The following is a 24391-nucleotide window of genomic DNA, read 5'->3' as shown; positions in this document are numbered from 1 at the left end:
CTTGGTGTTCGGGGATCAGATCGCATGGGGCGTGGCCGATGTATCAGCTCGACGAAGAAAACGAGGCCGACTGGTGGGAAGTCGAGGCGCTCTATGACCTGTGCTTCGCGCCCGGCCGGACCGCGCTTTCCTCCTACCGGCTGCGCGATAACGTGCCCAAAGTCAGCCAGCTCTGCCTTACATTGCGGCAGGACGGCATTCTGGCCGCGGTGATCCGCTACTGGCCGATCCTGGTCTCGGGGCATCGCTGCCTGCTTCTGGGGCCTGTGGCCGTCCACCCCACCCGTCAGGGCGAAGGCCTGGGCGGAATGCTCATGCATGAAAGCCTCAACGAGGCGCGACGCATCGGCTGGGAGCGGGTGCTGCTGGTCGGGGACGAGCCCTATTACCGCCGCTTCGGGTTCTGGAAGATCGATGACGTGATCATGCCGCCGCCCACCAACCCCGACCGTGTGCTTGCGCTGGAACTGGTGCCCGGCGCATGGGAAGGCGTGACCGGCGAGGTCGAGAAATTCACGACCCCTTCCCCGGGCGCCTGACCGGCCTCTTGCACTCGCGCCTGCCCGCTCCATATCTGAACGGAAAGGGAGTATGCCCATGTCTCAGACCACCGCCGAAATCTTCGAACCCCTGACCGATCACAACGTGATGCGCGAGCTGGACGGGCTGGCGCGGCGCTACCGTTCGGCCTCCGGGCCGGGCATGCAGCTCCTGTCCTATCTCGGCGGCTCTGCCGAGACACTTCTGAATAAACTCCCGAGCCCCGTGCGTGGTGGTCTGGAGGGAATCACGGCCAGGGCGCTCCAGACGGCTCTGGCTGCGGCAGGCCGCTCGCGCGGTGTCGTCGAGGACAAGCCGGACTGGCTCAACAGGGCATTGACGACGGCGATGGGGGCGGCGGGAGGCTTTGCGGGCCTGCCCGGCGCGGCCGCAGAACTGCCGTTGACCATCACCATGCTCCTGCGCTCCATTCAGGGGATCGCGGCCGAACACGGCTTCGATCCGGCCTCTGATGAGGTGAAGACCGAATGCCTGCGCATCTTCGCCTCCGCCGGTCCGCTCGAAGGGGATGACGGCACCGATGTCGGTCTGATCGCCACGCGTGTGACATTGACAGGCTCGTCCATGCAGGGACTGATCGCCAAGGTCGCCCCGCGCCTGTCGGCAGTTCTGGGCCAGAAACTCGCGGCCCAGGCGGCGCCGCTTCTGGGTGCTGTGGCGGGCGCTGCGGTCAACTATACCTTCACCAGCTACTATCAGGATGTGGCGCGGGTGCATTTCGGCCTCAAGCGCCTCGCCCGCGATGCGCAGATCGACGAAGGCCTCCTGCGCGAGGAACTGGTCGCGCGGATCAGCCGCAAACGCTGAACCTTTCCAGCGTCCCTAAATATCCCGGGGTGAAGCGGGGCCGTCAGGCCCCGAGAGGGGCAGAGCCCCTTCCTGCCTTACAGATGGGCCAGATAGGTCGTGACCGCATTGCGCACAGAGCTATGCCCCTCATTGCGCACACGCTGTACGATCTGGCGCAGCTCGGCCAGATCGGCGCGGCGGATCAGGTGTTTGATCGGCCCGATCGAGGCAGGCCGCATCGAGAGCGTCCTGAGCCCCAGCGCCGCGAAGGTCAGCGCCTCTACAGGGCGGCCCGCATCCTCGCCGCAGAAACTCAACACTGTATTGGTGGCCTCGCAGCGCACGATGATCCGCTCGAGGAAGGTCAGGAAGCTGACATCCAGCGTGTCATAGCGCCGCCGCACACGCTCGTTTTCTCGATCCGCCGCAAAGAAGAACTGCTTGAGATCATTGCCGCCGATCGAGATGAAATCGCAGGTCTGGTAGAAACTGTCTGGCGCAAAGCCCAGCGACGGCGTCTCCAGCATGGCGCCGATCTTCAGGCATTCGGGGACGGGGCGGCCAAGGGCTGCCTCGCGGTCGCGCTGGCGCAACAGCGCATCGCGTCCGGCATAGAACTCTGACGGGCAGGCGATGAAGGGGAACATCACCTCCAAAGGGCGCGTGCCGGCGGCGCGGATCAGCGCCTGCAGCTGCATCCGCAAGACGCCGGGCTTGTCGAGCCCCACACGGATCGCGCGCCAGCCCATCGCGGGGTTGGGCTCGTCCTGCGGTTTCATATAGGGCAGGACCTTGTCCGAGCCGATATCGAGCGTGCGGAATTTGACCGGCTTGCCTTGAGCTGCATCCATCACGCGGTTATAGAGCTGGGCCAGCTCGTCGCGGCGTGGCACCCGCGAGCGGGTCAGGAATTGTAGCTCGGTGCGGAACAGGCCCACACCCTCGGCGCCGCTATTTTGCAGCGAGGGCAGATCGGCCAGAAGCCCCGCATTCATCACCAGATTGATCCGTGTGCCCTGCCGGTCCTCGGCGGGCAGATCGCGCAGATCGGCATAGCGTTTCTGGGCCTCGGCCTGCATCGCGATCTTGTCGCGGAACGCATTGGCCACAGGGTCTTCGGGGCGCAGATGCACCACGCCCTGATCGCCATCCACCAGAATCGGGTCGCCATTGAGTGCCTCGGTGGTGATCCGCTTGGCATGGATCACCAGAGGGATGGCCAGCGCCCGCGCCACGACGGCCGCGTGACTGCCGACCGAGCCTTCCTCCAGCACCACGCCTTTCAGCCCGCGTCCGTAATCAAGGAGTTCCGCAGGGCCGATATTCTTGGCAACCAGAACGGGGTTCTCGGGCAGCTCGGCGCCGGTATGGGTGCCTTGCCCCGTCAAGAGGCGCAGGAGCCGGTTCGAGAGATCATCAAGATCCGAGAGGCGCTCGCGCAGATAGGGATCAGCCGCCTGTTCGAGCCGCGAACGGTTCTGCGACTGTTCCTTCTCGACCGCGGCCTCGGCCGAAAGGCCAAGCGCGATATCCTCGGTCATCCGCCGCATCCAGCCGCGCGAATTGGCCAGCATCCGGTAGGTCTCGAGCACCTGCCGGTGGTCCATATCCATATCGCCGGAGCCGGAGATCATGTCATTGACCTGCGCCTGAAGCGCGCCCACAGCATCTTCGAGCCGCTGTTTCTCGTGATCGGGATCGTCGCCCACGGGATTGGTGACCACCACGCGCGGTTCATGCAGCCAGACGCGGCCCTCGCAGGCGCCTTCCTGACCGGAGGAGCCGCGGAACATCACCGGAAAACGATGGCTGTGCCCGATCCCCTCGCCATCGCCCACAAAGGCGCCCAGCTCGGTCATCTCGGCCAACACCATGGCGACGACCTCGAGGCCATAGACCTCGTCATCCTTGTAATCGCGCGCCTCTTTCGACTGCACAACGAGCACGCCCAGTTTCTCGCCCACTCGCTGGATCGGCACGCCGAGGAAGCTCGAATATATCTCCTCGCCGGTCTCGGGCATATAGCGGAAACCGGGGGCAGAGGGGGCGTCATGGGTGTTGATCGGGTTGCCGACACGGGCGACGCGGCCCACGAGGCCCTCGCCCAGACGCATCCGTGTCTGGTGCACAGCTTCGGGTTTCAGGCCTTCGGTGGCACAGAGTTCCAGCGTCTCGGGGTCGCGGAACAGGTAGATCGAACACACCTCGGTGCCCATGGAATGGGCGATCAGCGAGGTGATCCGGTCCAACCTGTCCTGACCGTTGCCAGGCTCGGCCAGGACGTCGCGCAAACGGCGCAACAGGTTCCGACTGTCGCTATCACTGCGTTCCGCCATGAGAAAAGGCCGATCCTTTGGTTCGATAGTTACGCCCGAAACAGGGTAGAAAGGCGTTAGCCTTTCTGGTCCAGTTCAAACGCATCATGGAGTGCCTGAACGGCCAATTCCATATATTTCCGGTCGATCAGGACGGAAATCTTGATTTCCGAAGTGGAGATGACCTTGATGTTGATGTTTTCGGCGGAAAGCGCCTGGAACATCTTGGCGGCGACGCCTGCATGGCTGCGCATGCCGATACCCACGACCGACACCTTGGCAACCTCGGTATCGATGATCAGCTGGTCGTAGTTGATCTTGCCTGCGGATTTGGCCTCTTCCATCGCCTTCTGGGCGCGGGCGACCTGATTGATCGGCAGCGAGAAGGTCATATCGGTGACAGCACCGGCATAGGTGTCGTCATAGTCCTTTTCCGAGATGTTCTGCACGATCATATCGACATTCACACCGGCATCGGCCAGCGGGCCGAAGATGGCCTGCGCCACGCCCGGACGGTCGTGAATGGTGAACAGCGTGATTTTTGCCTCGTCGCGCGAGAAGGCGACACCAGAGACGACTTTCGATTCCATGATTTCTTCCTCGCCGCAGACCAGGGTTCCGGAGTTTTCGTCGGTATCCTCGAAGGAGGACAGCACCCGTAGGCGCACATTAAAACGCATTGCCAGCTCGACCGAGCGGGTTTGCAGGACTTTCGCGCCCAGCGAGGCCAGTTCCAGCATCTCCTCGAAGGCGATCTTGTCGAGCTTGCGGGCCTTGCCCGAGACGCGGGGGTCGGTGGTGTAGATGCCGTCGACATCGGTATAGATGTCGCAACGCTCGGCATCGAAGGCGGCGGCAAAGGCCACGGCGGTGGTATCCGAGCCACCACGACCCAGCGTGGTGATGCGGCCTTCTTCCGACAGGCCTTGGAAACCGGCCACGACAGCGACCTTCATACCTTCGGCGAATTTCGCGTCGATATTGTCGCGCGGAATCGACTTGAAGCGCGCGGCGCTATGGGCCGAGGTCGTGTTGATCGGCACCTGCCAGCCTTGCCAGCTGCGCGCGGGCACGCCCATTTCCTGCAGGCGCAGCGCCATCAGACCGGCGGTGATATTCTCACCCGAGGCCACGACGGCGTCATATTCGCGCGCGTCGTAGAGGGGCGCGGTCTTCTCGACCCAGCCCACAAGCTCGTTGGTCTTGCCGGACATAGCCGACACGATTACGATGACGTCATAGCCCCGCTCAACTTCGCGCTGGACCTTAGCGGCCGCATTGGCAATGCGGTCGAGATCGGCCACCGAAGTGCCACCGAATTTCATGACGAGAAGCGGCATATCTTCCCCCTCGCTTCGCTGCCCGGTCCCTGTGCCGGGAGTTCGGGTTCCGGTTAAAGCAAGCGCTACCCCTGCGCAAGAGTGGCGATATGGTGATCCATCGCTTCTGTCATAAGAATGTCGTTGTGGGGCGGTAGCGAGGGCGCGGCGGCCTTGATAGACCGGTGCCGTCGGATCCTTGGCATGTGTCCTGTCTCGGGAGGAGGAGCCTATGAGCTTGCACGAACGCGAGATGGAAGAGCGCAAGGCGCAGGCGACGGGGCTGTCTACGGCGCTGACGGGGCTGCGGATGGCGATGGACGAGCGCGCGCAGGGGCAGATGGACCTGTGGGATGACTGGATCAAACGTCCCGAATTCTACCCCTCGGCCCGCAATCTGGCGGATTACCTCTCGCTTGCGCCGGGCGAGCTGGCCCCGTTCGAGGCACCTTTCGCCTCTTTCGGGATTTCCTCGCTCAACCGTGCCGAACCGCATCTGCGGGCCTCGATCGATGCGGTTCTGGCGTCTCTGGCGCTGATTTCCGGTCAGGCCGTGGCTGATTATCCGCCGGTCGAGGTCTTTGCTGCGGGGCCTGCACGGCTTGCCGCGCGGCGCGGGCAGATGTTTGGCGCCCGTCGGCACGCGCCACATGCACGGATCATGGCGAGCCTCGGGATCAACTGCATCACCACCCCGCCGGAGGGCGGCGAGCCGCGCACTGCCGAGAGCTATCTGCGACACCTGATCGGGGCAGGCGCCGATGCGCTGCGCATCGATCTGTCCTCGGGCGGGCCGGAGGACTGGAGCGGGCTGGCACAGATGGCCCGCGAGGTCGCGCAGGATCTGGGTCGGCGGGTGCCGGTGCAGATCGACATTGCCGGGCCGCACTGCCGGGTGGCGCGGATGATCGGCGGCCATGGCCGGTTGCGCATCGGCGACCGGTTCGAGGTCGTCGAAAAACTGGTCAAGGGCGATGTTCCCCGCATCACGCTCAGCCAGCCCGCCCATTGGGAGGCGCTGACAGAGGGGTGTGTGATTCGGATCAACGGGGGCAAGTTGCAGGGAGAGGTCGTCCGTAGCGGTCCCGACAGGGTGCGGGTAGAGGTGACCGCGACACCTCCACGGGGCGCACGGCTCAAACCGGGGATGCCGGTCAGTCTTGCCGGCGCCGAGCCGGAGTTACCACCGCTCGGGCCGGAGGATCTGCCCGCGCTGGAGGTGGCCCTGCGCCATGCCGATAATCTCAGCGTCTCGTTGCAGACCCCGAAGGCGGTGCAGGCGTTCTTCGCGGAGCTGGAACGGCTCCAGCCGGAGGGGCCGCGGCCGGTGATCATTCTGCGCATCGAGACAGCGCAGGCATGGCACAACCTTCCCGATCTGATCGTGGCCACCGGCGGGCGCTGCGGGGTGGGGGTGATGATCTCGCGCCCCGAGTTGGCACTCGAGCTGGGCTATGCGCGGTTGAGCGAGGTGCAGGACACGATCTTCTGGCTGTGCCGTGCGGCAGAGGTGCCGGTGCTCTGGGCGCCCGGCCTCATGGAGCGGCTGGTGCAGGAGGGGCGTCAGAGCCGTGCCGAGTGGAACGAGGCGGCGCTGAGCCATCCGGCCGATTGCGTTATGCTTGAGCACGGGCCGCATACAATTCGCGCGATCGGGGAAATGTCGGAGGTCCTGCTGCGGGCCGAGCGGTTCATGACAAGGACCAGCGCGCGGCTTGGAGGCTTCGTCCGCTGGTCTGCATAGCGGGCTGGGGCTAGTTGGTTTTGCGGCGCGGCGCGAAGGGCAGGGGCATGATGCCGATCCCGTCTTCCAGCAGCGCGCGGGCCTCGTCGGGCTTGGCCTCGCCATGGATCGCCCGCTCGGGAGCATCGCCCTCATGCATGGCACGGGCCTCCCGCACGAAATCATCGCCGACATAATCCGAGTTTTTCTCGATATGCTCGCGCAGCTTGGCCATGGCCGCTTCCATCTCGCTGGCCGGAGCGCTCAGCGAGGGGGCTTTTTGCGCTGGGGCGGCGGCCATTTTGCGGGGAGATTGCACCGACGGGGCCATCAGGGACTTCGACACATCGGCAGAGCCGCAGACCGCGCAGGTGACCAGTCCCTTGGCGCATTGCGTGTCAAAGGCCTCTCCGGAGGCGAACCAGCCGTCGAATTGATGTCCATCTGCGCATTTCAGCGTGTAGCGGATCATGGATCTACCCTAAAACACCCCGCCCGCGCCCTGTGGCCGATGCTGATCCGGCACGGAGCGGAGCTTCCCGATTGAACGGCCCCGATCGAGGGCCTGCACTTTCGTGCTCGGGTTTACTTAAGCATGATTGCAGTAAACGCAAGATTTATAGCTGCGGCAACCGGTCAGGGAGCTGGTCGGGCAATTCCCGCAGCAGGCGCGCCAGATCGCGTTCCATGACCGATGTCGCGGCTTTGGAGATGTCCATCCATTTGCGGCGGCGCTGGCCTTTTTCGGGGAATTTTGCCTCCAAACGGATCACGCGGACCACATGCAGATCGACATTGCAACGGCGGGTTATGCCGTCCTCGAAGAGCTTCTGGTAGGTGTAATGGCCGACGGGGCCATCCTCGCAAAGCCGGCCCACAACGCCCGCCTCTTCCCATGCCTCGCACAGCGCGGTCTCGCCTGCGGCACAGTCTTTCATCAGCCAGCCTTTGGGGAGGATCCAGCGGCCGCTATCGCGCGAGGTGATCATCAGCACCTGCAGCCGTCCGGCCTTCATGCGCAGGCAAAGGGCTGCTTCCTGCGCCGATTTGCCAAGGGCAGTGCGTTCGAGAAGATTGAGCTTGCGGTCGAGTTTCATTGGGTCTGCGGGCTGCCTGTTGGGAGGGGGCGGTGTTTGCGCCTTTTCCACAAATCTAGCGCATTCCGGTGACCCGCCAATGACATATAGATGAATTTATACATCTGGAGGTGGTATTAAGGGGGCAAGCTGCGCGAGAAAGCCGCTTAAATAGGCAGGATCGGTCTCGGGGAGACCCGAACGGGCAGCGTCCGACATCGCACGGAAGTCGGGCTGGGTGAGGGTGGCCATTGCTTGTGCCAACGCATCTGCATCGGGCAGAAGGCGGGCGCCGCCGCAGGCATCGAGCCGCTCATAGGCTTCGCGCGCATTCTCGAAATGCTGACCGTGGAACAGGGCGCAGCCATAGACCAGCGGCTCGAACGGGGTATGGCCGCCTTTGGGAACGAAGGAAGCTCCGGTGAAACAGGCCGCGGATCGGCCATACCAATGGCCCATCTCGCCCAGCGTATCGGCCAGATAGACCGGCCCTGAGGGCGGCTCACCCTGCGAGCGGCGCGCGAGGGTAAAGCCACGGGCGGTAATCATGCGGGTGATTTCTGCAGCGCGGCGCGGGTGGCGCGGCGCAAGGATCAGACGCAGCTCGGGGCGGGATGCACGGGCTGTGGAAAAGGCCTCGAGGATCAGTTCTTCCTCGCCCTCATGGGTCGAGGCCGCAAGCCATGTGTTTTGGCGGGTCCAGTCTGCGGGCCAGGGGGCGAGCGGTGGCAGGTTCTGGGGGACGACAGCCGTTTTGAGGTTAATCCGGGGGAGGAGGTGGGTCGCAAGGACTCCCAAGCGCAGGAAGCGTGCCTCGGAAGCGGCCTCCTGTGCAGAGACGGCCGTTAGCCCTGCAAGGACGTTGCCGGGGGAGAGGCGCTGCCAGAACCGCGCCGAGCCCTCCGACAGCCGCGCTCCGAGCATCAGGCAGGGATGGTTCGCCTCTTGCATGAGGGCGAAACGGTTGGGCCAGATCTCGTTTTCGATGACGATGAGAGCCGAGGGGCGGTGATGGCGCAGGAAGCGGCGCAGCACCCAGCGCGCGTCCAGAGGGGCCAGAACGATCCGTGTGCCTGGCGGCAGGCTGCCGGCCTCGCGCCAGTTTCGTGCGAGATCCTGTCCGGTAGCAGAGTTGGTGGTGACGAGCAGGCTATGGCCCTGCGTCACGAGCCAGTCGAGCACCGGACGGGCCGAGGTGAGTTCGCCATTGGAGGCCGCATGCAGCCAGACCGGTCGGGCTGTATGGGGGAGGGGCTGGCTCGGGCCGGATGGCAGGCCACCCAGCCGCTCCGCCAGCCCCGTGCGGCTTTGCCGCCCGCGCGCCCAGCCCCAGAGGAGATGGGCAAGCAGCAAGGGTAGGGCAAGGGACAGGAGCAGGCGGTAACGCAGCAAAGGCAGATCCTCGATCAGGCAGGGGGTGCGCGGCATCCAAAACCTGCCACGACCGCAGATGCAAGCCAAGATGACGCGACCTTGGGGCCAAAGGTTACCGGACGCAGGGTTATAGCGGCAACGACATCGCCCCATGCGCAGCGGGCTTGCCAAGCGCCCGATCCGTTGCGAAGCTTTCCTTGGGGAAGGAAGCGCATCCGAATGGGTGCCTCTGCTATTTTACAGGGATTAACAGGGAGGAGTATTATGGACAATTTCGATTATGTGATCATCGGGGCGGGTTCGGCGGGCTGCGTGCTGGCCAACCGCCTGAGCGCGGATCCGCGCAACCGTGTTCTGCTTCTGGAGGCGGGTGGCAAGGATAACTACCATTGGGTGCATATTCCGGTGGGTTATCTGTACTGCATCGGGAATCCGCGCACCGATTGGGGCTATAAGACCGCGCCGGATGCAGGGCTGAACGGGCGCGAACTTCTCTATCCGCGTGGGCGCATCCTTGGCGGGTGCTCGTCGATCAACGGGATGATCTATATGCGCGGGCAGGCGGCCGATTATGACGGCTGGCGCCAGATGGGATGCACAGGCTGGGGCTGGGATGATGTCCTGCCTTTATTCATGGCGCAGGAGGATTTCTATCGCGGGGCCTCGGATCTGCATGGCGCGGGAGGGCCTCTGCGGGTGGAAAAGGCCCGTGTGCGCTGGGATGTTCTGGATGCGTTCCTAGAGGCGGCGGAGCAGGCGGGCTTTCCGCGAAGTGATGATTTCAACACCGGCACCAATGAAGGCGGCGGGTATTTCCATGTGACCCAGCGTAGTGGCTGGCGTTGGTCTGCCGCGCGGGCGTTTCTCAACCCCGTAAAATCGCGCCCCAATCTGGAGATCCGCACCGGTGCACAGGTCGAGAGGCTGCGCCTCGAGGGGCGTCGGGTCACAGGCGTGGTCTATCATCGGCAGGGCCAGAGCCATGAGGTATCCGCCCATGAGGTGATCCTGTCCGCAGGGGCGGTAGGGTCCGTTCAGGTGCTTGAACTCTCGGGGATCGGCAAGGCCGAGACACTGGCGGGAATGGGTGTCACCCCCCGCATTGAAAGCGCGAATGTGGGGGAGAACCTGCAGGACCATCTGCAGTTGCGGCTGGTCTATAAGGTGCAAGGCGTCAAAAGTCTGAACACGATGGCCTCGACCCTTTGGGGCAAAGCCATGATCGGGGCGGAATATGCGCTCAAGCGCTCGGGGCCGATGGCGATGGCGCCCAGTCAGGTGGGGGTGTTCACGCGATCCTCGCCCGAGAAAGCGACGCCCGATCTGGAATATCACGTCCAGCCGGTGAGCCTTGATAAATTCGGGGATGCGGTGCATCCCTTCCCCGGCATGACGGCCAGCGTGTGTAACCTGCGCCCCGAAAGCCGTGGTTCGATCCATATACGTTCGGGCGATTTCCGCGAGCATCCGGTGATTGCGCCGAACTATCTCTCGACCGAAGGGGACCGGCTGGTTGCGGCACGGGCGATCCGTCAGGTGCGCCATGTGGCAAGCCAGCCCGCCTTTGCTCGTTTCAACCCCGAGGAATACAAACCCGGGATGCGCTATCAGAGCGACGAGGAGCTGATCGGGGCTGCGGGGGATATCGGAACGACGATCTTCCATCCCGTCGGCACCTGCCGAATGGGGATTGATGACGAATCGGTAGTCGATACGCGGCTACGCGTGCGCGGGGTCGAGGGGCTGCGCATTGCCGATGCCTCGATCATGCCGTCCATTCCCTCGGGCAATACCAATGCACCGACCATGATGATCGCCGAGAAAGCCGCGCGCATGATCCTTGAGGATGCACGCGCGGGCAGTATGGCGGCCGAGTGATTACTTCTCGGTCTTCTTGGCTGCGGCCTTCATGCGGGCCAGCAGGGCGGCTTTATCCGCCTTGCCACCGAAGGGGTTCTTGTCGCTGCCCTTGGCGTTATGTTCGGCGTGGCGCGGCGCATTCTTGTCAGAGGGCGCATTGCCGGATTTGCTGTAATCCATGATCTGGTCTCCTTGGCTTCTATCTCCCTGCCAGAGCGCGGCATATCCGGCAAGTCTGTTCTTGGGGCGATCCGCCCGCGCTGGGCCAAATCGGGCGTTGCCCGGATAAATGGAAAACGGCTACCGGGATCTCTCCCGATAGCCGTTCGTGTTGCCCTATGCCCGAAGGCCGGGGCGCTTGGTCCGCTTAGCGACCGGTGCCGATATAGGGAGTCGCGATCGGTGCGACCGAGGTGCGCGAGGTCCCGTTGAGAACGTAATCGGCGTTCTGGATGTTGTTGTCGCGGCGCGCGCTGTCGACGGTGACCAGCTCGGCCAGCGTGTAGTCGGAAGCGTTCACACCCAGCTGTGCGGCCAGCTGTGCTTTGCCGTGGCTGCCTGCCGAGGCATCCGCACGGTTCTCGTGGTTTAGGAAGTAGTTGGCTTTCTCGACATCGCCATCACGACGGGCCTCGTTGATGTTGTTCAGCTCGGCGGTGGTGAATTCGGCGCCGTTCACGTTCAGCAGGGCTGCGAGCTGTGCGTCATTGCTTTGAGCCGAAGCGATACCTGCGGTTGCTGCAACGATCAGGGCGGCGGTGGTCAGAATGGTTTTCATATCTCTATCTCCAGTGATGTGCCGGGTCAGTGCCATCCGGCGTGTTCTTGATGAGTGATATCTAGCAATGTGCACCTCAATAGGTAATTCCCCAAAACTATCCTTTTGGTGTGCGTAAAAAAACACAAACGCCCCTTGAAACTGAACTATTAAGTTCAAAAGGCCCCGATGACTGATCATCGGGGCCTTACTAGAGTGGTTTGCCTTATGGCTCAGCCTGCGGCTATCTTCCGTTCGCGGGCCTTGCGCCATGCCTGATCGGAGGGCGAGATGAAGGTGTAGAACATCGGCACCACGAAGAGGGTGAAGAGCGTGCCGATGATCAGACCGGAGAACATCACGACCCCCATCGCCTGACGGGCCGCAGCCCCTGCGCCCTCGGCGATCACCAGGGGGATCACCGCAAGCGCCATGGCGGCGGTGGTCATCAGGATCGGGCGCAGGCGGGTGCGAGCGGCGGCGATGATCGCCTCGCGTCGCATCAACCCGTGCTCCTCGCGCTGCTGGTTGGCAAACTCGACCATCAGGATCCCGTGCTTGGTGATCAGGCCCACAAGGGTGATCAGGCCGACCTGGGAGTAGATGTTGAGCGTGCCGAGCCCGATATTGAGCGGCAGGAGCGCCCCGAAGATCGTCAGCGGAACCGTCATCAGGATGATGAAGGGGTCGCGGAAGCTCTCGAATTGCGCGGCCAGCACCAGATAGATCACCAGAATGGCCGCCGCAAAGGCGATGACGATGGTGTTGCCCTGCGTGACCTCCAGCCGCGACTGGCCGGAATAATCGATGAAGAATCCGTCGGGGATGGTCTCGTTGGCGATTTTCTGGATTTCTGCCAGACCTTCACCGGTGGAAACCGTGGGCAGGGGGAGGGCGGTGATGGTGGAAGAGTTGAGCTGGTTGAACTGCTCGATGGCCGCAGAACGCACGCCGCCTTCGATCTTCACCAGCGCCGAGAGCGGCACCATTTCGCCGGTCGAGGCGCGCACGAAGTAATTGCCCAGCTCCTCGGGGTTCTGGCGGAAGTTGCGCGGCACTTGCGTGATGATGTCATAGCTGTTCGAATCGCGGTCGAACTGCGCGACAGAGCCACCGCCCACCAGAAGGCCCAGCGTTTGCCCGATCTGGCTGATCGGCACATTGAGCGAGGCGGCGCGGTCACGGTCGATGGTCACCTGCACCTCGGGCGCATCATAGCTGAGCGAGTTCTGCACGATGATGAACTTGCCCGACTGCATGGCCTTCTGGGTGATCTCCGCCGAGACTTCGGCCACGCGGGACGAGCTGTTGACCGACTGGATGATGACCGAGATCGGCAGGCCACCACCGGCCCCCGGCAGGGTGGGCGGCGCGAAGGCGAAGCCCTGAAGGCCCGGCGATCTGTTCAGCCCTGCCTGAATATCCTGCTGGACCTCGGCCTGCGAACGGTCGCGATCGGCCCAGTCCTTGAGCTGCCAGATCTCGATCCCCTGACCGTCATCGCCGCCGAAGCCCGCGATCGAGAAGCTCTGCCGCACCTCGGGGATGTCCTTTGTGTTCTCGTCCACCTGCTTGATATAGGCCGAGGTATAGCGGTCGGTCGCGTATTTGGGGCCCTTCATGATGGCAAAGAGCGCGCCCTGATCCTCTTCGGGGGCCAGTTCGGTGGAGGTTTTGGTGAACATGAAGCCGGTGGTGCCTACGAGCACCAAGACGATCAGCAGCGTGACCCAGCGCATGTTCAGCGATCCGGTCACGCGGCGCTCGTAGAAGCCCGCGAGCTTTTCGAAGATGCGGTCCACAAAGCCCTGGAAACCGCCTGCATGCCCCGATTTGAGGATCCGCCCCGACATCATCGGCGTGATGGTCAGCGCGATAATGCCCGACAGGATCACCGATCCGGCCAAAGTGAAGGCAAACTCGGTGAAGAGCGCCCCCGTGAGGCCGCCGGTAAAGGCCAGCGGTGCGAGAACGGCGGCCAGCGTGATGGTCATCGCGATGACCGGACCGGTGATCTCCTTCATTCCTTTGACGGCGGCGGGGATCGGTTTCATACCGTCCTCGATGTGGCGGTGGATGTTTTCCACCACCACGATGGCGTCATCCACCACCAGACCGATGGCCAGAACCATCGCCAGCAATGTCAGCAGGTTGATCGAGTATCCCAGCGCCAGAAGCACCGCCATCACCCCCACGAGCGAGAGCGGGATCGTGATGATGGGCATCAGAACCGAGCGCACCGAGCCGAGGAACAGCAAGATCACCAGCACCACGATGATCACGGCTTCGGCGATCGTGTGGAACACCTCCTCGATGGAGGCCGAGATGGTCTCGGTGGAGTCGTAGACGTTCTGAATTTCCATGCCCTCGGGCAGGGAGGCATTGATCGAGGGCAGCGCATCGATCACCGCCTGCGCGGTGTCGAGCGGGTTGGCCGCAGGCGTCGGCATCACGCCGATAAAGGTGCCCGACTGGCCATTGAAGCTGACAATCTCGCCCGCCTCGTCCGAAGCCAGCTCGACCCGTGCCACATCGCGCAGCCGGATGACGCTATCACCCTCGCCACGGATCGGCAGTGCGCCGAACGCCTCGGGTGAGGACAGCGTAGATTTGAGTGTGATCGACTGGGTATAGAAATCGTTCTCGGTCGCACCGGGGGCCGACAGGAAGTTCGAGGCCTGAATGGCCTGCAGCACTTCTGCCGCGGTCACGCCGCGTGCCGCGAGTTTTTTCGGGTCGATCCAGACGCGCATCGCATAGGTCGAGCCGCCGATGATCTGGATCTCGGCCACGCCCTGAATGGTGGACATACGGGGGCGGATGACTCGGTCGAGATATTCGGTCAGCTGTTCCTGCGTCATATTGGGATTGGTCGCGGCCAGATACATCAGCGCGAAGGTCATCCCCGTGCCCTTGACGATCTGCGGGTCTTCCGCGCCATCGGGCAGATCGGAGCGCACCTGCTGGACCTTGGCCAGCACTTCGGTCAGCGCCACATCGGGATTGGCACCGAGTTTCATATTGACCGAGACGGTGGAGACCGAAGGCCGCGACGAGGAGGTGACGAAGTCGATATTCTCGGTGGTGGCCACCGCCGCCGAGATCGGCGCGGTGATAAAGCCCTGAATGAGATCGGGCGCCGCCCCCGGATAGGTGGTGGTGATGGTCACCACGGTCTCGTCGACCTCGGGATATTCACGGACCGGCAGGTTGAAGAAGGCCTGCGCCCCGATCAACAGCATGAAGGCGCCGATGACCATCGACAGCACGGGCCGCCGGATGAAGATTTCGGTGAAATGCATGATCCGTCGTCCTTATTTCGAGGCGTCGGGCGCGATATCGCTACCCGGATCGGCGGGCAGGGTGATGGAATTGTCGATGGTGACGGTCGCCCCCAGATTAAGACGGTTCTGGCCGGCATTGACGATCTTGTCGCCCGCCGTCACGCCGTCGGTGATCTCGACCATATCGCCCGAACGGCGGCCCAGTTTCACGAAGACCTGTTTGACGATCTGGCGTGTCTCGCCATCGCTTTGCTCGTCGCGCACCGCATAGACGCTATCGCCATAGAGGCTCGAGGTGATGACGGTTTGCGGCAGGGCGATGACCCCGTCCTCGGTCGGCAGGATCACCCGCACCTGCAGGAACTGGCCGGGCGTCAGCGCGCGGTCCTCGTTGGGGATCATCGCTCGCACCCCGACCAGACGGGAATTGGCATCGATCTTGGGTTCGATCCCGACGATCTTACCCTCGCGGGTGATGCCGCCGATTTCGGAGGTCACCTGCACATCCTGACCCACCGAGACATTGCGGACCTGCTGCTCGGAGAGGGTAAAATCGACATGCATTTTCGAGGCATTTTGCAGCGTGGCATAGGTGGTGCCGACGGTGGCATATTCGCCCAGATCCACCTGCGGAATACCGATCGTGCCATCGAAGGGGGCCAGAAGCCGTTTGGTTTCAAGCACGGCTTTCAGCTTCTCGACGCTGGAATGGGCAGTGGTGGCATCGGCAATCGCGCTATCGAGTGTGGAGACGGCCGAAACGCCGCGGTCGCTGAGTTTCTGCGCCCGTTCAAGCGAGGTCTGCGCCAGTTCGAGCGAGGCCTGAGCCGCTGCCAGATCGGCGCGCTCCTGACGGTCGTCGATCTGCACGAGAAGATCGCCCTGTTTGACCTCCGCATTGGCGGTGAAGTTGATCTCGCGCACGATCCCTGCGGCCTCGACCGCCAGATCGGTGCCTTCGGCGGCATTGGCGGTGCCGATGGCTTCGATCCCCGGTGTCCATGTGACGGGGCGGACCTCGGTGACAGAGACCACGACGGGCGGAGCCTGCATCGTGGCGAAGAACTGACCGATCATTTTCTCGCGGAACAGGTTGAAACCGATGATACCACCGGCGACCACGATCAGAAGGATAATGGCAATGGTAGGGGAGAGGAGTCGTCTGAACATGGTGGCTCCGATTAGCCTGCGGGGAATAATAAGCATCGAACTGAACTATTGGGTTCAGTTAGGTCTTCTTATCTCTGTCACGTTTCTTTGAGCAAGCTTAAAGTTTTCGTGTGCCATAGGGGAAAGAAACTGTGGGTCAAATAACACTGACGCAAGGTAAATGCTGTATCGGCGCTGTTTCTTTTCCATGTTTGCGCAAACGTGTGTAACTGACCGCGTCTCAAACGCGTTAATGGACGGTAAGGGAGCAATATGCCATGCTGCAGGTGCAGCATTGCGCCGGCCCCGTCTGGTGTAGAAAGGTGACCCATGTTCTTCGATCCCACGGCTTCGGCCTCACTGCCTCTTGAAACTGCGTGGCTTGGCTGGGAAGCGCAGGCCGTGATCGCCATGCGCATGGCGGGAATGGCAGGGCTCTGGCATGCCGCGCCCGATGAAATGACCCGAATGGTTACCGAGAAAATCGATGCAGGTTTCGGCGCGACCGAAGCCGCCGCCCGCACCGTGTTTGCAGGGGGCACCATGGATCAGGCAATGCGTGCGATGGTGAAGGAATATAGCCGTCATACCTCGGATAATGTGCAGCGCCTATCCAAGCTGGGCCCCGCGCAGGTCTTCTGAAACCGCGTCGATGAATTTGAACGCCCCATGAAACCCGTGGGGCGTTTTCGCGTTCACCCTGTAATCACAGGAGTTCGCACGCATGTCACTGTCTCAGGTTGATGTAGAAGAGGTTCGCAGTCCCGAGCCGTTGGCTGTCGATACTGCGCAATTCCTGCGCATCTATGTGGTCGCCAACCCCAAATCCGGCCAGAATTCTCGGGCGCGAGAACCCATTGAAGCCGCTCTGGAAGTGTTTGGCGATGAGGCCAAGCTCTATCGCTGGGCGCCGGATGAGGAAGTTTCGAAAGCCGTGGACCGCGCGATTGCTGATGGCGCGGAACTGATCGTGGCCGCAGGGGGGGATGGCACCGTCATGGCCGTGGCGCAGGCGATGCTGGGCAAGAACGTCCCGATGGCGGTTCTGCCTTTGGGCACGTTCAACTTTTTCGCCCGCGGTCTGCGCCTGTCGGAGGATGCGACCGAAGCCGCGCGCCAGATCCTGAAAGGGGATACCCGCCAGATCAGGGTTGGCACTGTCGAGGGACAGGTGTTCCTGAACAATGCCTCGCTCGGGATCTATCCCAAGATCCTCAAAGCGCGCGAGGCGATCTATGCGCGCTGGGGTCGGCACCGGTTGGTGGCCTATTGGTCGGTGATCCGTACTTTCCTGAAATTCCAGAAACCTATGAAAGTTGAGTTCCGGACTGAGGATCTGCACGATACCCGCTCGACCCCACTGATTTTCGTGGCGCGCTCGGCCTATCAGCTGGATTTCTTCGGATTGCGCGGCGTGCGGGCGATCACCGATGACAAATTCGCCGTTCTCATCGCCAAGGGCAAGACCCGTGGCGAGCTGTTCCGGCTGGCATGGCGGCTGGTGACGCGGCAGGTGCAGGAGGGTCGGGATTACGATGTGCTGCGCTGCCGCGAGTTTACCGTCAGCCTGCTCGACAAACGTCGCGCGCTGCTGGCCTTTGATGGCGAAAAGGCACGGATGAACGCGCCTTTCGAATTCCGTATGCACCCCGAGCCGCTGACCATTGTTATCCCCGAGGAGAGCGAGGAGGCATGAGACGTATCATCCATCTCTCCGATCTCCATTTCGGAAAGACCGATCCACGGCTGGAGCGGCCTCTTCTGCGCAAGATCGACGAGCTTGCCCCTGATCTGGTGATCGTTTCGGGTGATTTTACCCAGCGTGCACGGCGCCATCAGTTTGCGCAGGCGCGCGCTTTTCTGAACCGGATCAAAGCGCCCGTGCTGGCGGTTCCGGGCAACCATGACACGCCGCTGGATAATGTTCTGGTGCGCTTTGTTACGCCGTGGCGGCGTTACCGGCAGGCGATCGACCGCGAGCTGGAGCCCGAATGGCGCGACGCGCGTGTGCATGTGGTCGGCGTGAACACCGTCAACCGGTTCAAATGGCAGCGCGGACGGATCGGCCCGCATACCATCCGCCGCGTGTGCAGCAGCTTTTCTGCAGTGCCGCGCGATGTTCTGCGAATCGTTGTGATGCATCATCCGCTCGAACATGGGCCGGAGACCGACAAGAAGTTGATGGAGGGTGCTTCCCACGCGCTCAGGCGGCTGTCGAAATGCGGTGCGGATATTGTTTTGTCGGGACATCTTCACGAGGGATCTGCCGCGCCATTCCACGCAGCGCCCGGGCTTTTGTTCGTGCAGGCGGGAACGGGGCTGTCGACGCGGCTGCGGGGCACTCCCAATATGTTCAATCTGCTGGAACACCAGTCGGCGGGCGAGGTGTCTATCACGCGCTATCTTTCGAGTTCTGAGGGAAAGTTTGCGCCGGAGGCCGTGCGGCATTTCCGCAAGACCGCGCAGGATTGGTCGGAGGTCGCTTCTCCAAGCCCGATCGAGGCGACCTCCCACGATATGATCCGGTCGGTGGCTTTTGCCCCGTAAGCTGTTTACCAAGCCTTAACCATCATCCGGCCATGCTATGCCTACTCCGTCAAAGAGGGGAGGGCACCATGCGTAGAGAATTTGCTGCTTGTGTGGTCACAGGATGTGCGATGCTCCTGCAAGGCTGTGGTGCCCAACCCGCCCCCCAGTTCTTCAATGCCGAACGCCACGAGATCACGCTCGACGGTATCCGCTTTGTGGTGTTTGACCGCGGAGGCGATGCCGAGGTGATCCGCATGGGGTATCTGACATTGCGCGAGCGTGATCGGGTGCCGCCCCTTATGCGTCGCGCGGCCGAAGCGACGACCGGTTGCAAGGTGACCGGCCCCTCGAGTGGCCCGCTCAGATCCCCCTCGCTGCCCGGGGATACGGGCGAGGCGAGGTTCCGGCTTGAGTGTGGGGCTTAATCCAGAAATTCGCGGATAATGTCCTCGAACTCGCGCGGTTTCTCGGCATGGAGCCAATGCCCGACGCCCTCGAGCCTGACCATGCTGTTCTGCGGGAAAAGCGCGTCGATCCTCGGCTGGAATTCGGGGCGGACATAGTCCGAAGCGCCGCCATAGACAAAAAGGGTCTCGCCGTTGAAGGAGCCTGTCACATCGGGGAAGCCGACGATCTTGTCCATCTCCCGTTCCAGCACATCAAGGTTCAGTTTCCACTGTGCAGGCTCGGATTTCAGATCCAGCGATTGCAGCAGGAAGGCACGCACGGGCTCGCTGGCAACGGTCTCCGATAGGCGGCGATTGGCCTCCGAGCGCAGTGTCAGCCCCTCCAGATCGAGGCCCTTCATCGCGCGCACCAGGGAGTTCTGTGAATGGGCATAACCCACCGGCGCGATATCGGCTACAATCAGCCGGTTGATCAGCTCCGGTCGCGTGAGCGCCAGCACCATCACCGCCTTGCCGCCCATCGAGTGGCCTAGCACGTCCATTTTGCCGCCATGCGCCTCGATCACTTGCGCGACATCCCCGGCCATATCGAAATAGCTCTGGCTGTCCAACTGAGGACTGTCGCCGTGATTGCGCTGGTCTACAGCCAGCACTTCGCGCCCGTCCGACAGGCGTTTCTGGATGACCCCCCAGTTACGGGCGGATCCGAAAAGACCGTGGACGATCAGAAGCGGGGGCTTGCCAGTGGGGCTACCTTGGGAGAGCACGTTCAACATGGGCCCATTGCTAGCGCGCGGGCCCGCGCAATGCCAGAGGTTTCAACGCTTGTCCCCATGCGGTCGCAGGGCTAGCTTGCCTGCAAAGGAGCCCGCGATGAACCCTGCCGAATTTCAAGACAAAGTGGATCATGTGTCTAGGCTGCTGGCCAAGCGGCTGGGGGCCAAGGGGGCGAGCCTTGGCGAACGGATCAACCACCGTGCCCGCGCGCTGCCACGCCGTGTGCGGGTGGCCGCCCGCGAGCTGGCGAGGCTCGAGCCGATGATGGGGGCGCCCAAGTTGATGAAACAGGTCGATCAGAAAAAGACCGACCGGAATTATCGTATCTGTATCAAGTATCTGGAGCCTCTGGGGGCGGAGCAGAGGCTGGTGCAGGGGGTGCTGAAGGTGATCACGGGGATCGTTTTCCTTATCGTGCTCACCGGTGGCGCGATGCTGGCTTATGCCATAGCCCACGGGCAGCTTTGAGAGGGCCGGCCCCGCTGCGGGCCGCCTGGCGATCCTGAGCGCGGATATGGAAAAGGCCCCGGAATTCCGGGGCCTTTTCGGTTGGTTCGAACCGGATCAGAGGTTCGGGTAGAGCGGGAACTTGGCGCAGAGTGCCGCGACTTCCTCGCGCACTTCGGCCTCGACCGCGTCGTTATTGTCTTCGCCATTAGCGGCCAGACCGTCCACGACCTTCACGATCATGCGACCGATCTGGCGGAACTCTTCTTCCTTGAAGCCGCGGGTGGTGCCTGCGGGGGTGCCCAGACGGACGCCCGAGGTCACGGTCGGCTTCTCGGGGTCGAAGGGCACGCCGTTCTTGTTGCAGGTGATGTGCGAACGGCCCAGAGCCTTGTCGGTCGCGTTGCCCTTCACGCCTTTCGGGCGCAGGTCAACCAGCACGACATGGGTGTCGGTGCCGCCGGTGACGATGTTCAGGCCACCTTTCATCAGCTCGTCCGAAAGAGCTTGCGCATTTTTCACGACCTGCTCGGCATAGACCTTGAACTCGGGGCGCAGCGCCTCGCCGAAGGCCACGGCTTTCGCCGCGATCACATGCATCAGAGGACCACCCTGAATGCCCGGGAAGATGGCCGAGTTGATCTTCTTGGCGATCGCCTCGTCATTGGTCAGGATCATGCCGCCACGCGGACCACGCAGGGTCTTGTGGGTGGTGGTGGTGGCCACATCGGCATAGGGGAAGGGCGAGGGGTGCTGACCGCCTGCGACCAGACCGGCAAAGTGCGCCATATCGACCATCAGCAGAGCGCCAACCGAGTCGGCGATCTCGCGCATTTTGGCGAAGTCGACCTGACGCGGGATGGCCGAACCACCGGCGATGATCAGCTTCGGCTTGTGCTCGTTGGCCAGTTCCTGGATCTGGTCATAGTCGATACGCTCATCCTGACGGCGCACGCCATATTGCACGGCGTTGAACCATTTGCCCGACTGGTTGGGCTTGGCACCGTGGGTCAGGTGGCCGCCTGCATCCAGCGACATGCCCAGAATGGTGTCGCCCGGCTGCAGCAGGGCGGTGAACACACCCTGGTTGGCCTGCGAGCCCGAGTTCGGCTGGACGTTGACATATTCACACCCGAACAGCTGCTTTGCGCGCTCGATGGCGAGGTTTTCGGCAACATCGACGAACTCGCAGCCGCCGTAATAGCGCTTGCCCGGATAGCCTTCGGCATATTTGTTGGTCAGAACCGAGCCCTGGGCTTCCATCACCGCTGCCGAGACGATGTTCTCGGAGGCGATCAGTTCGATCTCGTCGCGCTGGCGGCCAAGCTCGTTGCGGATCGAGCCAAACAGCTCGGGGTCACGGGTTTCAAGGCTTTCGGTGAAGAAGCCTGCATCACGCTGTTCGGTCATCTCTCGGATCTCCCGGGTAAGGAATTTTCGTGCACCGTTTATCGCAGAAAATCTCTGGCGGAAAGCGCTATAGGCGACAAATATGCGACGAATGGCGGCAGGGGGAGGACTTGCGGTCGGGATTGTATTGCCTTTCATGCCCGTGCTTGATCTATCTTCGGGTCGAATGAAGGAGAAGGCTCGTGCGCTTTCGCAATAAAATCCATTTCACCGCATCGCGTGGCGAGGTTGCGCAGACAGCGCTCAAGGCGCTTACCGCGCATTACGGCCAGTGCGCGGTGACACAGGCCGAGGTGCTGGTGGCTCTGGGCGGCGACGGGTTCATGCTGCAGACCCTGCATGAGGGGCTGGATCTGCCCGTCTACGGGATGAATCGCGGCACGGTCGGCTTTTTGATGAATAAATATGGTTTCGAGGATCTCGAGGCGCGGCTGGAGGCTGCGGAAGAGGCCGTGATCCATCCGCTCTCGATGACTGCCCAGACCGCGGATGGCGAGATCCACAAGGCGTTGGCAATCAACGAGGTCTCGCTTCTTCGTGCTGGTCCGCAGGCGGCGAAACTCCGGATCTCGGTGAACGGGCGCGAACGGATGAGCGAGCTGATCTGCGACGGGGCGATCCTGTCCACGCCCGCCGGATCGACGGCCTATAACTACTCGGCGCATGGGCCGATCCTGCCGATCGGGGCAGGGGTGCTGGCGCTGACCGGTATCGCGTCCTTCCGGCCCCGCAGATGGCGCGGGGCGATTCTGCCCGATCAGGCGAAGGTCCGGTTCGAGGTGCTGGAACCGATGAAGCGGCCTGTGATGGCAGATGCCGATTCCCGTTCGGTGCATCCGGTCAAATGGGTCGAGATCGAGCTGGAGCGCCGCATCTCGCACCGTATCCTCTTCGATCCGGGGCATGGTCTGGAAGAGCGGCTGATGAACGAGCAATTCGCCTGAATGCTCATTCTTCGGTCGCGCGCCATGTCTCCAGCTTGCGGTAGAGCGTCGAGGGCGCCACTTGCAGCCCGCGCGCTGTCTGCGGCACGGACTGATCGTTCCGGGCGAGCCGGTATTCGATGATCCGCCGTTCGATCTGGGCAAGGCTTTCCCCATCGAACGCTGCCAGCGCGTCGAGCGGCGTATCATTCTGCGGGGGCGGTTCGCTGATCTGCGGCAGCATGTCGAGCGTCAGCGCATCCCCGTCATTGAGGATCACGGCCGAGCGGATCATGTTCATCAACTCGCGCACATTTCCCGGCCAGAGGGCGGTTTGCAGGCGATGCAATGTCTGCTCCGGAATGGTGGTGAAGCCCCGCTGTTCCTGTGCGGCGAATTTCCGAAGGAAATGTTCGGCCAGCGGGCCAATGTCCTCGCGTCTCTCGCGAAGGGGCGGGATATGAAGTGCCACAACGCAGAGCCGGTAGAGCAGATCAGCACGCAGTTTGCCCTGCTCTACGGCGTCCTGCTGCGGGATGTCCGAGGCGCTGAGGATGCGCAGATCAACTTGTCTCTCGGTCGGACTGCCGACAGGGCGGACCTTTTGGTTCTGCAAGAATCTCAGTAATTTGCCCTGAAGCGCGGTGTCGAGCTCGGTCAGCTTGTCGAGAAACAGCGTGCCGCCATCGGCGCGGATGGCAGCCCCCGCATGATCGGAGATTGCACCGGGTAGCGCCCCGCGCATATGGCCGAACAGCTCGGATTCAAAGCGGTCAGCCCGGATGGCCGAGCAGTCGAAGACCACGAACGGGTTGCCCGCGCGCGGAGATAGCCGGTGGATGGCCTCGGCACAGATTTCCTTACCGGTGCCGGATTCGCCCACGATCAGGACCGAGGCATCCGAGGTCGCCGTCTGCCGGATACGGTCGTAAAGCGCGGCCATCTGTTCGGACTGACCGATAAAGGCGCCCACCGCCCCCGGAGACGGGCTGCCACTGGCGCGCTGGCCGCGGATTTGCGCCAGCGCGCGGTTTATCGCGGACTGTAGGCGCGGCTCGCTCACCGGTTTTGTCAGGTAATCGAACACGCCAGCGCGCATCGCTGTCACCGCGCGCTCTGCCATGCGTTCGGCGGTGATGACGATGATCTGGGTATGGGGAGCTTCTGCGCGCATCTGCGCGATCAGATCCATCCCGTCGCCATCCGGCAGCATCAGATCCAGAAGGACAAGCGGGTAGGGGTGCTGGGCAAATAGCGCCATTGCCTGTCTGGTATTCTCGGCAGAATGGGGCACCAGCCCCATCTTCTGCAACTGGGCCATATAGACATGCTGCACGCTGGCAATATCCTCGACAACCAGAACAGGGGTCGGGTTGGGGTCGGGAAGGGGCACAGGAGCAGAATTCATCATACCGGCTGTTCTTCGGCTAATGGGCAAGTGATACAGGATACTGTTTCTTTTATCGTAACAATCGCGAGGTTCATAAACCTAATTGCCCCAAGGATGCCCTGCGGACTGCCTTTCCGCCTTGGGTTGAGTTGCGTCCGGGGCAGATCAAACGCCGCATCCTTCCGAAAATCTGTCCGGCGGGGGGAGGCTGCGAGAAAGAGGTCTGATTTGATCATGTGCGCTTAAAAGGACTCTATGTTTCCCAGTCCTAGCGCACGGATCTTTGAAAAAGGTTATCAGG

22 protein-coding genes are annotated in these 24391 nt (G+C 62.5%); 10 read left to right on the top strand and 12 right to left on the bottom strand.

The window, feature by feature from the left end; translation table 11 throughout:
• Nucleotides 1-38 precede the first annotated feature (38 nt).
• Complete coding sequence (locus VSX56_RS08050; RefSeq protein WP_339114278.1) at nucleotides 39-539, top strand: GNAT family N-acetyltransferase; 501 nt, start codon at nucleotides 39-41, stop codon at nucleotides 537-539.
• Nucleotides 540-597: 58 nt separating this feature from the next.
• A complete protein-coding gene (locus VSX56_RS08045; protein WP_350936255.1) occupies nucleotides 598-1368 on the top strand; it encodes an EcsC family protein in 771 nt (256 codons plus the stop codon).
• A gap of 77 nt (nucleotides 1369-1445) precedes the next feature.
• On the opposite strand, the gene ptsP is transcribed toward VSX56_RS08045, so the two are convergent.
• Both ptsP and VSX56_RS08035 read right to left on the bottom strand, forming a co-directional pair.
• On the bottom strand, nucleotides 1446-3686 hold the full coding sequence (ptsP, locus tag VSX56_RS08040) for a phosphoenolpyruvate--protein phosphotransferase (RefSeq protein WP_350936253.1): 2241 nt from the start codon (nucleotides 3684-3686) through the stop codon (nucleotides 1446-1448).
• 56 nt (nucleotides 3687-3742) lie between these two features.
• Nucleotides 3743-5005, bottom strand: coding sequence for an aspartate kinase (locus VSX56_RS08035; RefSeq protein ID WP_339114281.1), 1263 nt, complete (start codon nucleotides 5003-5005; stop codon nucleotides 3743-3745).
• Between the two features lie 211 nt (nucleotides 5006-5216).
• On the opposite strand from VSX56_RS08035, the gene VSX56_RS08030 reads away from it, so the two are divergent.
• Nucleotides 5217-6728 (top strand): pyruvate kinase, encoded by a 1512-nt coding sequence (locus VSX56_RS08030; protein ID WP_350936251.1) that lies wholly within the window; start codon nucleotides 5217-5219, stop codon nucleotides 6726-6728.
• A gap of 10 nt (nucleotides 6729-6738) precedes the next feature.
• Here VSX56_RS08030 and VSX56_RS08025 read toward each other — a convergent pair whose 3' ends face one another.
• From VSX56_RS08025 to VSX56_RS08015, 3 genes are all read right to left on the bottom strand, one after another.
• The gene (locus tag VSX56_RS08025) at nucleotides 6739-7179 is read right to left on the bottom strand and encodes a DUF1178 family protein (RefSeq protein ID WP_339114283.1); all 441 of its coding nucleotides are present in this window, start codon (nucleotides 7177-7179) and stop codon (nucleotides 6739-6741) included.
• A 145-nt stretch (nucleotides 7180-7324) separates the two neighbouring features.
• Entirely contained in the window at nucleotides 7325-7804 is a 480-nt protein-coding gene (locus VSX56_RS08020; RefSeq protein ID WP_350936248.1) for an NUDIX hydrolase, read from the bottom strand.
• 96 nt (nucleotides 7805-7900) lie between these two features.
• Nucleotides 7901-9211 carry a 3-deoxy-D-manno-octulosonic acid transferase gene (locus VSX56_RS08015; protein ID WP_350936246.1) on the bottom strand — a complete coding sequence of 437 codons (1311 nt, stop codon included), beginning with the start codon at nucleotides 9209-9211 and terminating at the stop codon, nucleotides 7901-7903.
• 210 nt (nucleotides 9212-9421) lie between these two features.
• Here VSX56_RS08015 and VSX56_RS08010 point away from each other — a divergent pair, with 210 nt between their 5' ends.
• On the top strand, nucleotides 9422-11035 hold the full coding sequence (locus VSX56_RS08010) for a GMC family oxidoreductase (protein ID WP_339114286.1): 1614 nt from the start codon (nucleotides 9422-9424) through the stop codon (nucleotides 11033-11035).
• On the opposite strand, the gene VSX56_RS08005 is transcribed toward VSX56_RS08010, so the two are convergent.
• From VSX56_RS08005 to VSX56_RS07990, 4 genes are all read right to left on the bottom strand, one after another.
• Nucleotides 11036-11197, bottom strand: coding sequence for a hypothetical protein (locus VSX56_RS08005; RefSeq protein ID WP_339114287.1), 162 nt, complete (start codon nucleotides 11195-11197; stop codon nucleotides 11036-11038). It lies immediately after the preceding gene.
• A 187-nt stretch (nucleotides 11198-11384) separates the two neighbouring features.
• Nucleotides 11385-11795, bottom strand: a complete 411-nt coding sequence (locus tag VSX56_RS08000) for a hypothetical protein (RefSeq protein ID WP_350936243.1) — start codon at nucleotides 11793-11795, stop codon at nucleotides 11385-11387.
• Nucleotides 11796-12007: 212 nt separating this feature from the next.
• Nucleotides 12008-15076 carry an efflux RND transporter permease subunit gene (locus VSX56_RS07995; RefSeq protein WP_339114289.1) on the bottom strand — a complete coding sequence of 1023 codons (3069 nt, stop codon included), beginning with the start codon at nucleotides 15074-15076 and terminating at the stop codon, nucleotides 12008-12010.
• Nucleotides 15077-15088: 12 nt separating this feature from the next.
• Nucleotides 15089-16228 (bottom strand): efflux RND transporter periplasmic adaptor subunit, encoded by a 1140-nt coding sequence (locus VSX56_RS07990; protein WP_350936240.1) that lies wholly within the window; start codon nucleotides 16226-16228, stop codon nucleotides 15089-15091.
• A 309-nt stretch (nucleotides 16229-16537) separates the two neighbouring features.
• Here VSX56_RS07990 and VSX56_RS07985 point away from each other — a divergent pair, with 309 nt between their 5' ends.
• From VSX56_RS07985 to VSX56_RS07970, 4 genes are all read left to right on the top strand, one after another.
• Nucleotides 16538-16849 carry an antibiotic ABC transporter gene (locus VSX56_RS07985; RefSeq protein ID WP_339114291.1) on the top strand — a complete coding sequence of 104 codons (312 nt, stop codon included), beginning with the start codon at nucleotides 16538-16540 and terminating at the stop codon, nucleotides 16847-16849.
• Between the two features lie 82 nt (nucleotides 16850-16931).
• Nucleotides 16932-17903 (top strand): diacylglycerol/lipid kinase family protein, encoded by a 972-nt coding sequence (locus VSX56_RS07980; protein ID WP_350936237.1) that lies wholly within the window; start codon nucleotides 16932-16934, stop codon nucleotides 17901-17903.
• Nucleotides 17900-18754: a metallophosphoesterase family protein gene (locus VSX56_RS07975; RefSeq protein ID WP_350936235.1), complete on the top strand. Its 855-nt coding sequence runs from the start codon at nucleotides 17900-17902 to the stop codon at nucleotides 18752-18754. Before VSX56_RS07980 ends, VSX56_RS07975 begins: the two co-directional genes overlap by 4 nt.
• 68 nt (nucleotides 18755-18822) lie before the next feature.
• Entirely contained in the window at nucleotides 18823-19161 is a 339-nt protein-coding gene (locus VSX56_RS07970; RefSeq protein WP_339114294.1) for a hypothetical protein, read from the top strand.
• Here VSX56_RS07970 and VSX56_RS07965 read toward each other — a convergent pair.
• Nucleotides 19158-19919, bottom strand: coding sequence for an alpha/beta fold hydrolase (locus tag VSX56_RS07965; RefSeq protein WP_350936233.1), 762 nt, complete (start codon nucleotides 19917-19919; stop codon nucleotides 19158-19160). The two genes, VSX56_RS07970 and VSX56_RS07965, sit on opposite strands and share 4 nt — an antisense overlap.
• A 97-nt stretch (nucleotides 19920-20016) precedes the next feature.
• Between VSX56_RS07965 and VSX56_RS07960 the strand changes: the two genes are divergently transcribed.
• Complete coding sequence (locus tag VSX56_RS07960) at nucleotides 20017-20388, top strand: hypothetical protein (RefSeq protein ID WP_339114296.1); 372 nt, start codon at nucleotides 20017-20019, stop codon at nucleotides 20386-20388.
• Between the two features lie 96 nt (nucleotides 20389-20484).
• Here the strand turns inward: VSX56_RS07960 and glyA are convergent, their stop codons facing one another.
• The gene (gene glyA, locus VSX56_RS07955; RefSeq protein WP_350936229.1) at nucleotides 20485-21777 is read right to left on the bottom strand and encodes a serine hydroxymethyltransferase; all 1293 of its coding nucleotides are present in this window, start codon (nucleotides 21775-21777) and stop codon (nucleotides 20485-20487) included.
• Nucleotides 21778-21959: 182 nt separating this feature from the next.
• On the opposite strand from glyA, the gene VSX56_RS07950 reads away from it, so the two are divergent.
• Complete coding sequence (locus tag VSX56_RS07950) at nucleotides 21960-22721, top strand: NAD kinase (protein ID WP_339114298.1); 762 nt, start codon at nucleotides 21960-21962, stop codon at nucleotides 22719-22721.
• A 4-nt stretch (nucleotides 22722-22725) separates the two neighbouring features.
• Here the strand turns inward: VSX56_RS07950 and VSX56_RS07945 are convergent, their stop codons facing one another.
• Nucleotides 22726-24111 carry a sigma-54-dependent transcriptional regulator gene (locus tag VSX56_RS07945; protein WP_350936227.1) on the bottom strand — a complete coding sequence of 462 codons (1386 nt, stop codon included), beginning with the start codon at nucleotides 24109-24111 and terminating at the stop codon, nucleotides 22726-22728.
• Nucleotides 24112-24391: the final 280 nt, after the last annotated feature.

The organism is Thioclava kandeliae, from assembly GCF_040297545.1.
In the GTDB taxonomy this organism is placed as follows: domain Bacteria; phylum Pseudomonadota; class Alphaproteobacteria; order Rhodobacterales; family Rhodobacteraceae; genus Thioclava; species Thioclava kandeliae.
This window is presented reverse-complemented; position numbering and strand designations above follow the sequence as displayed.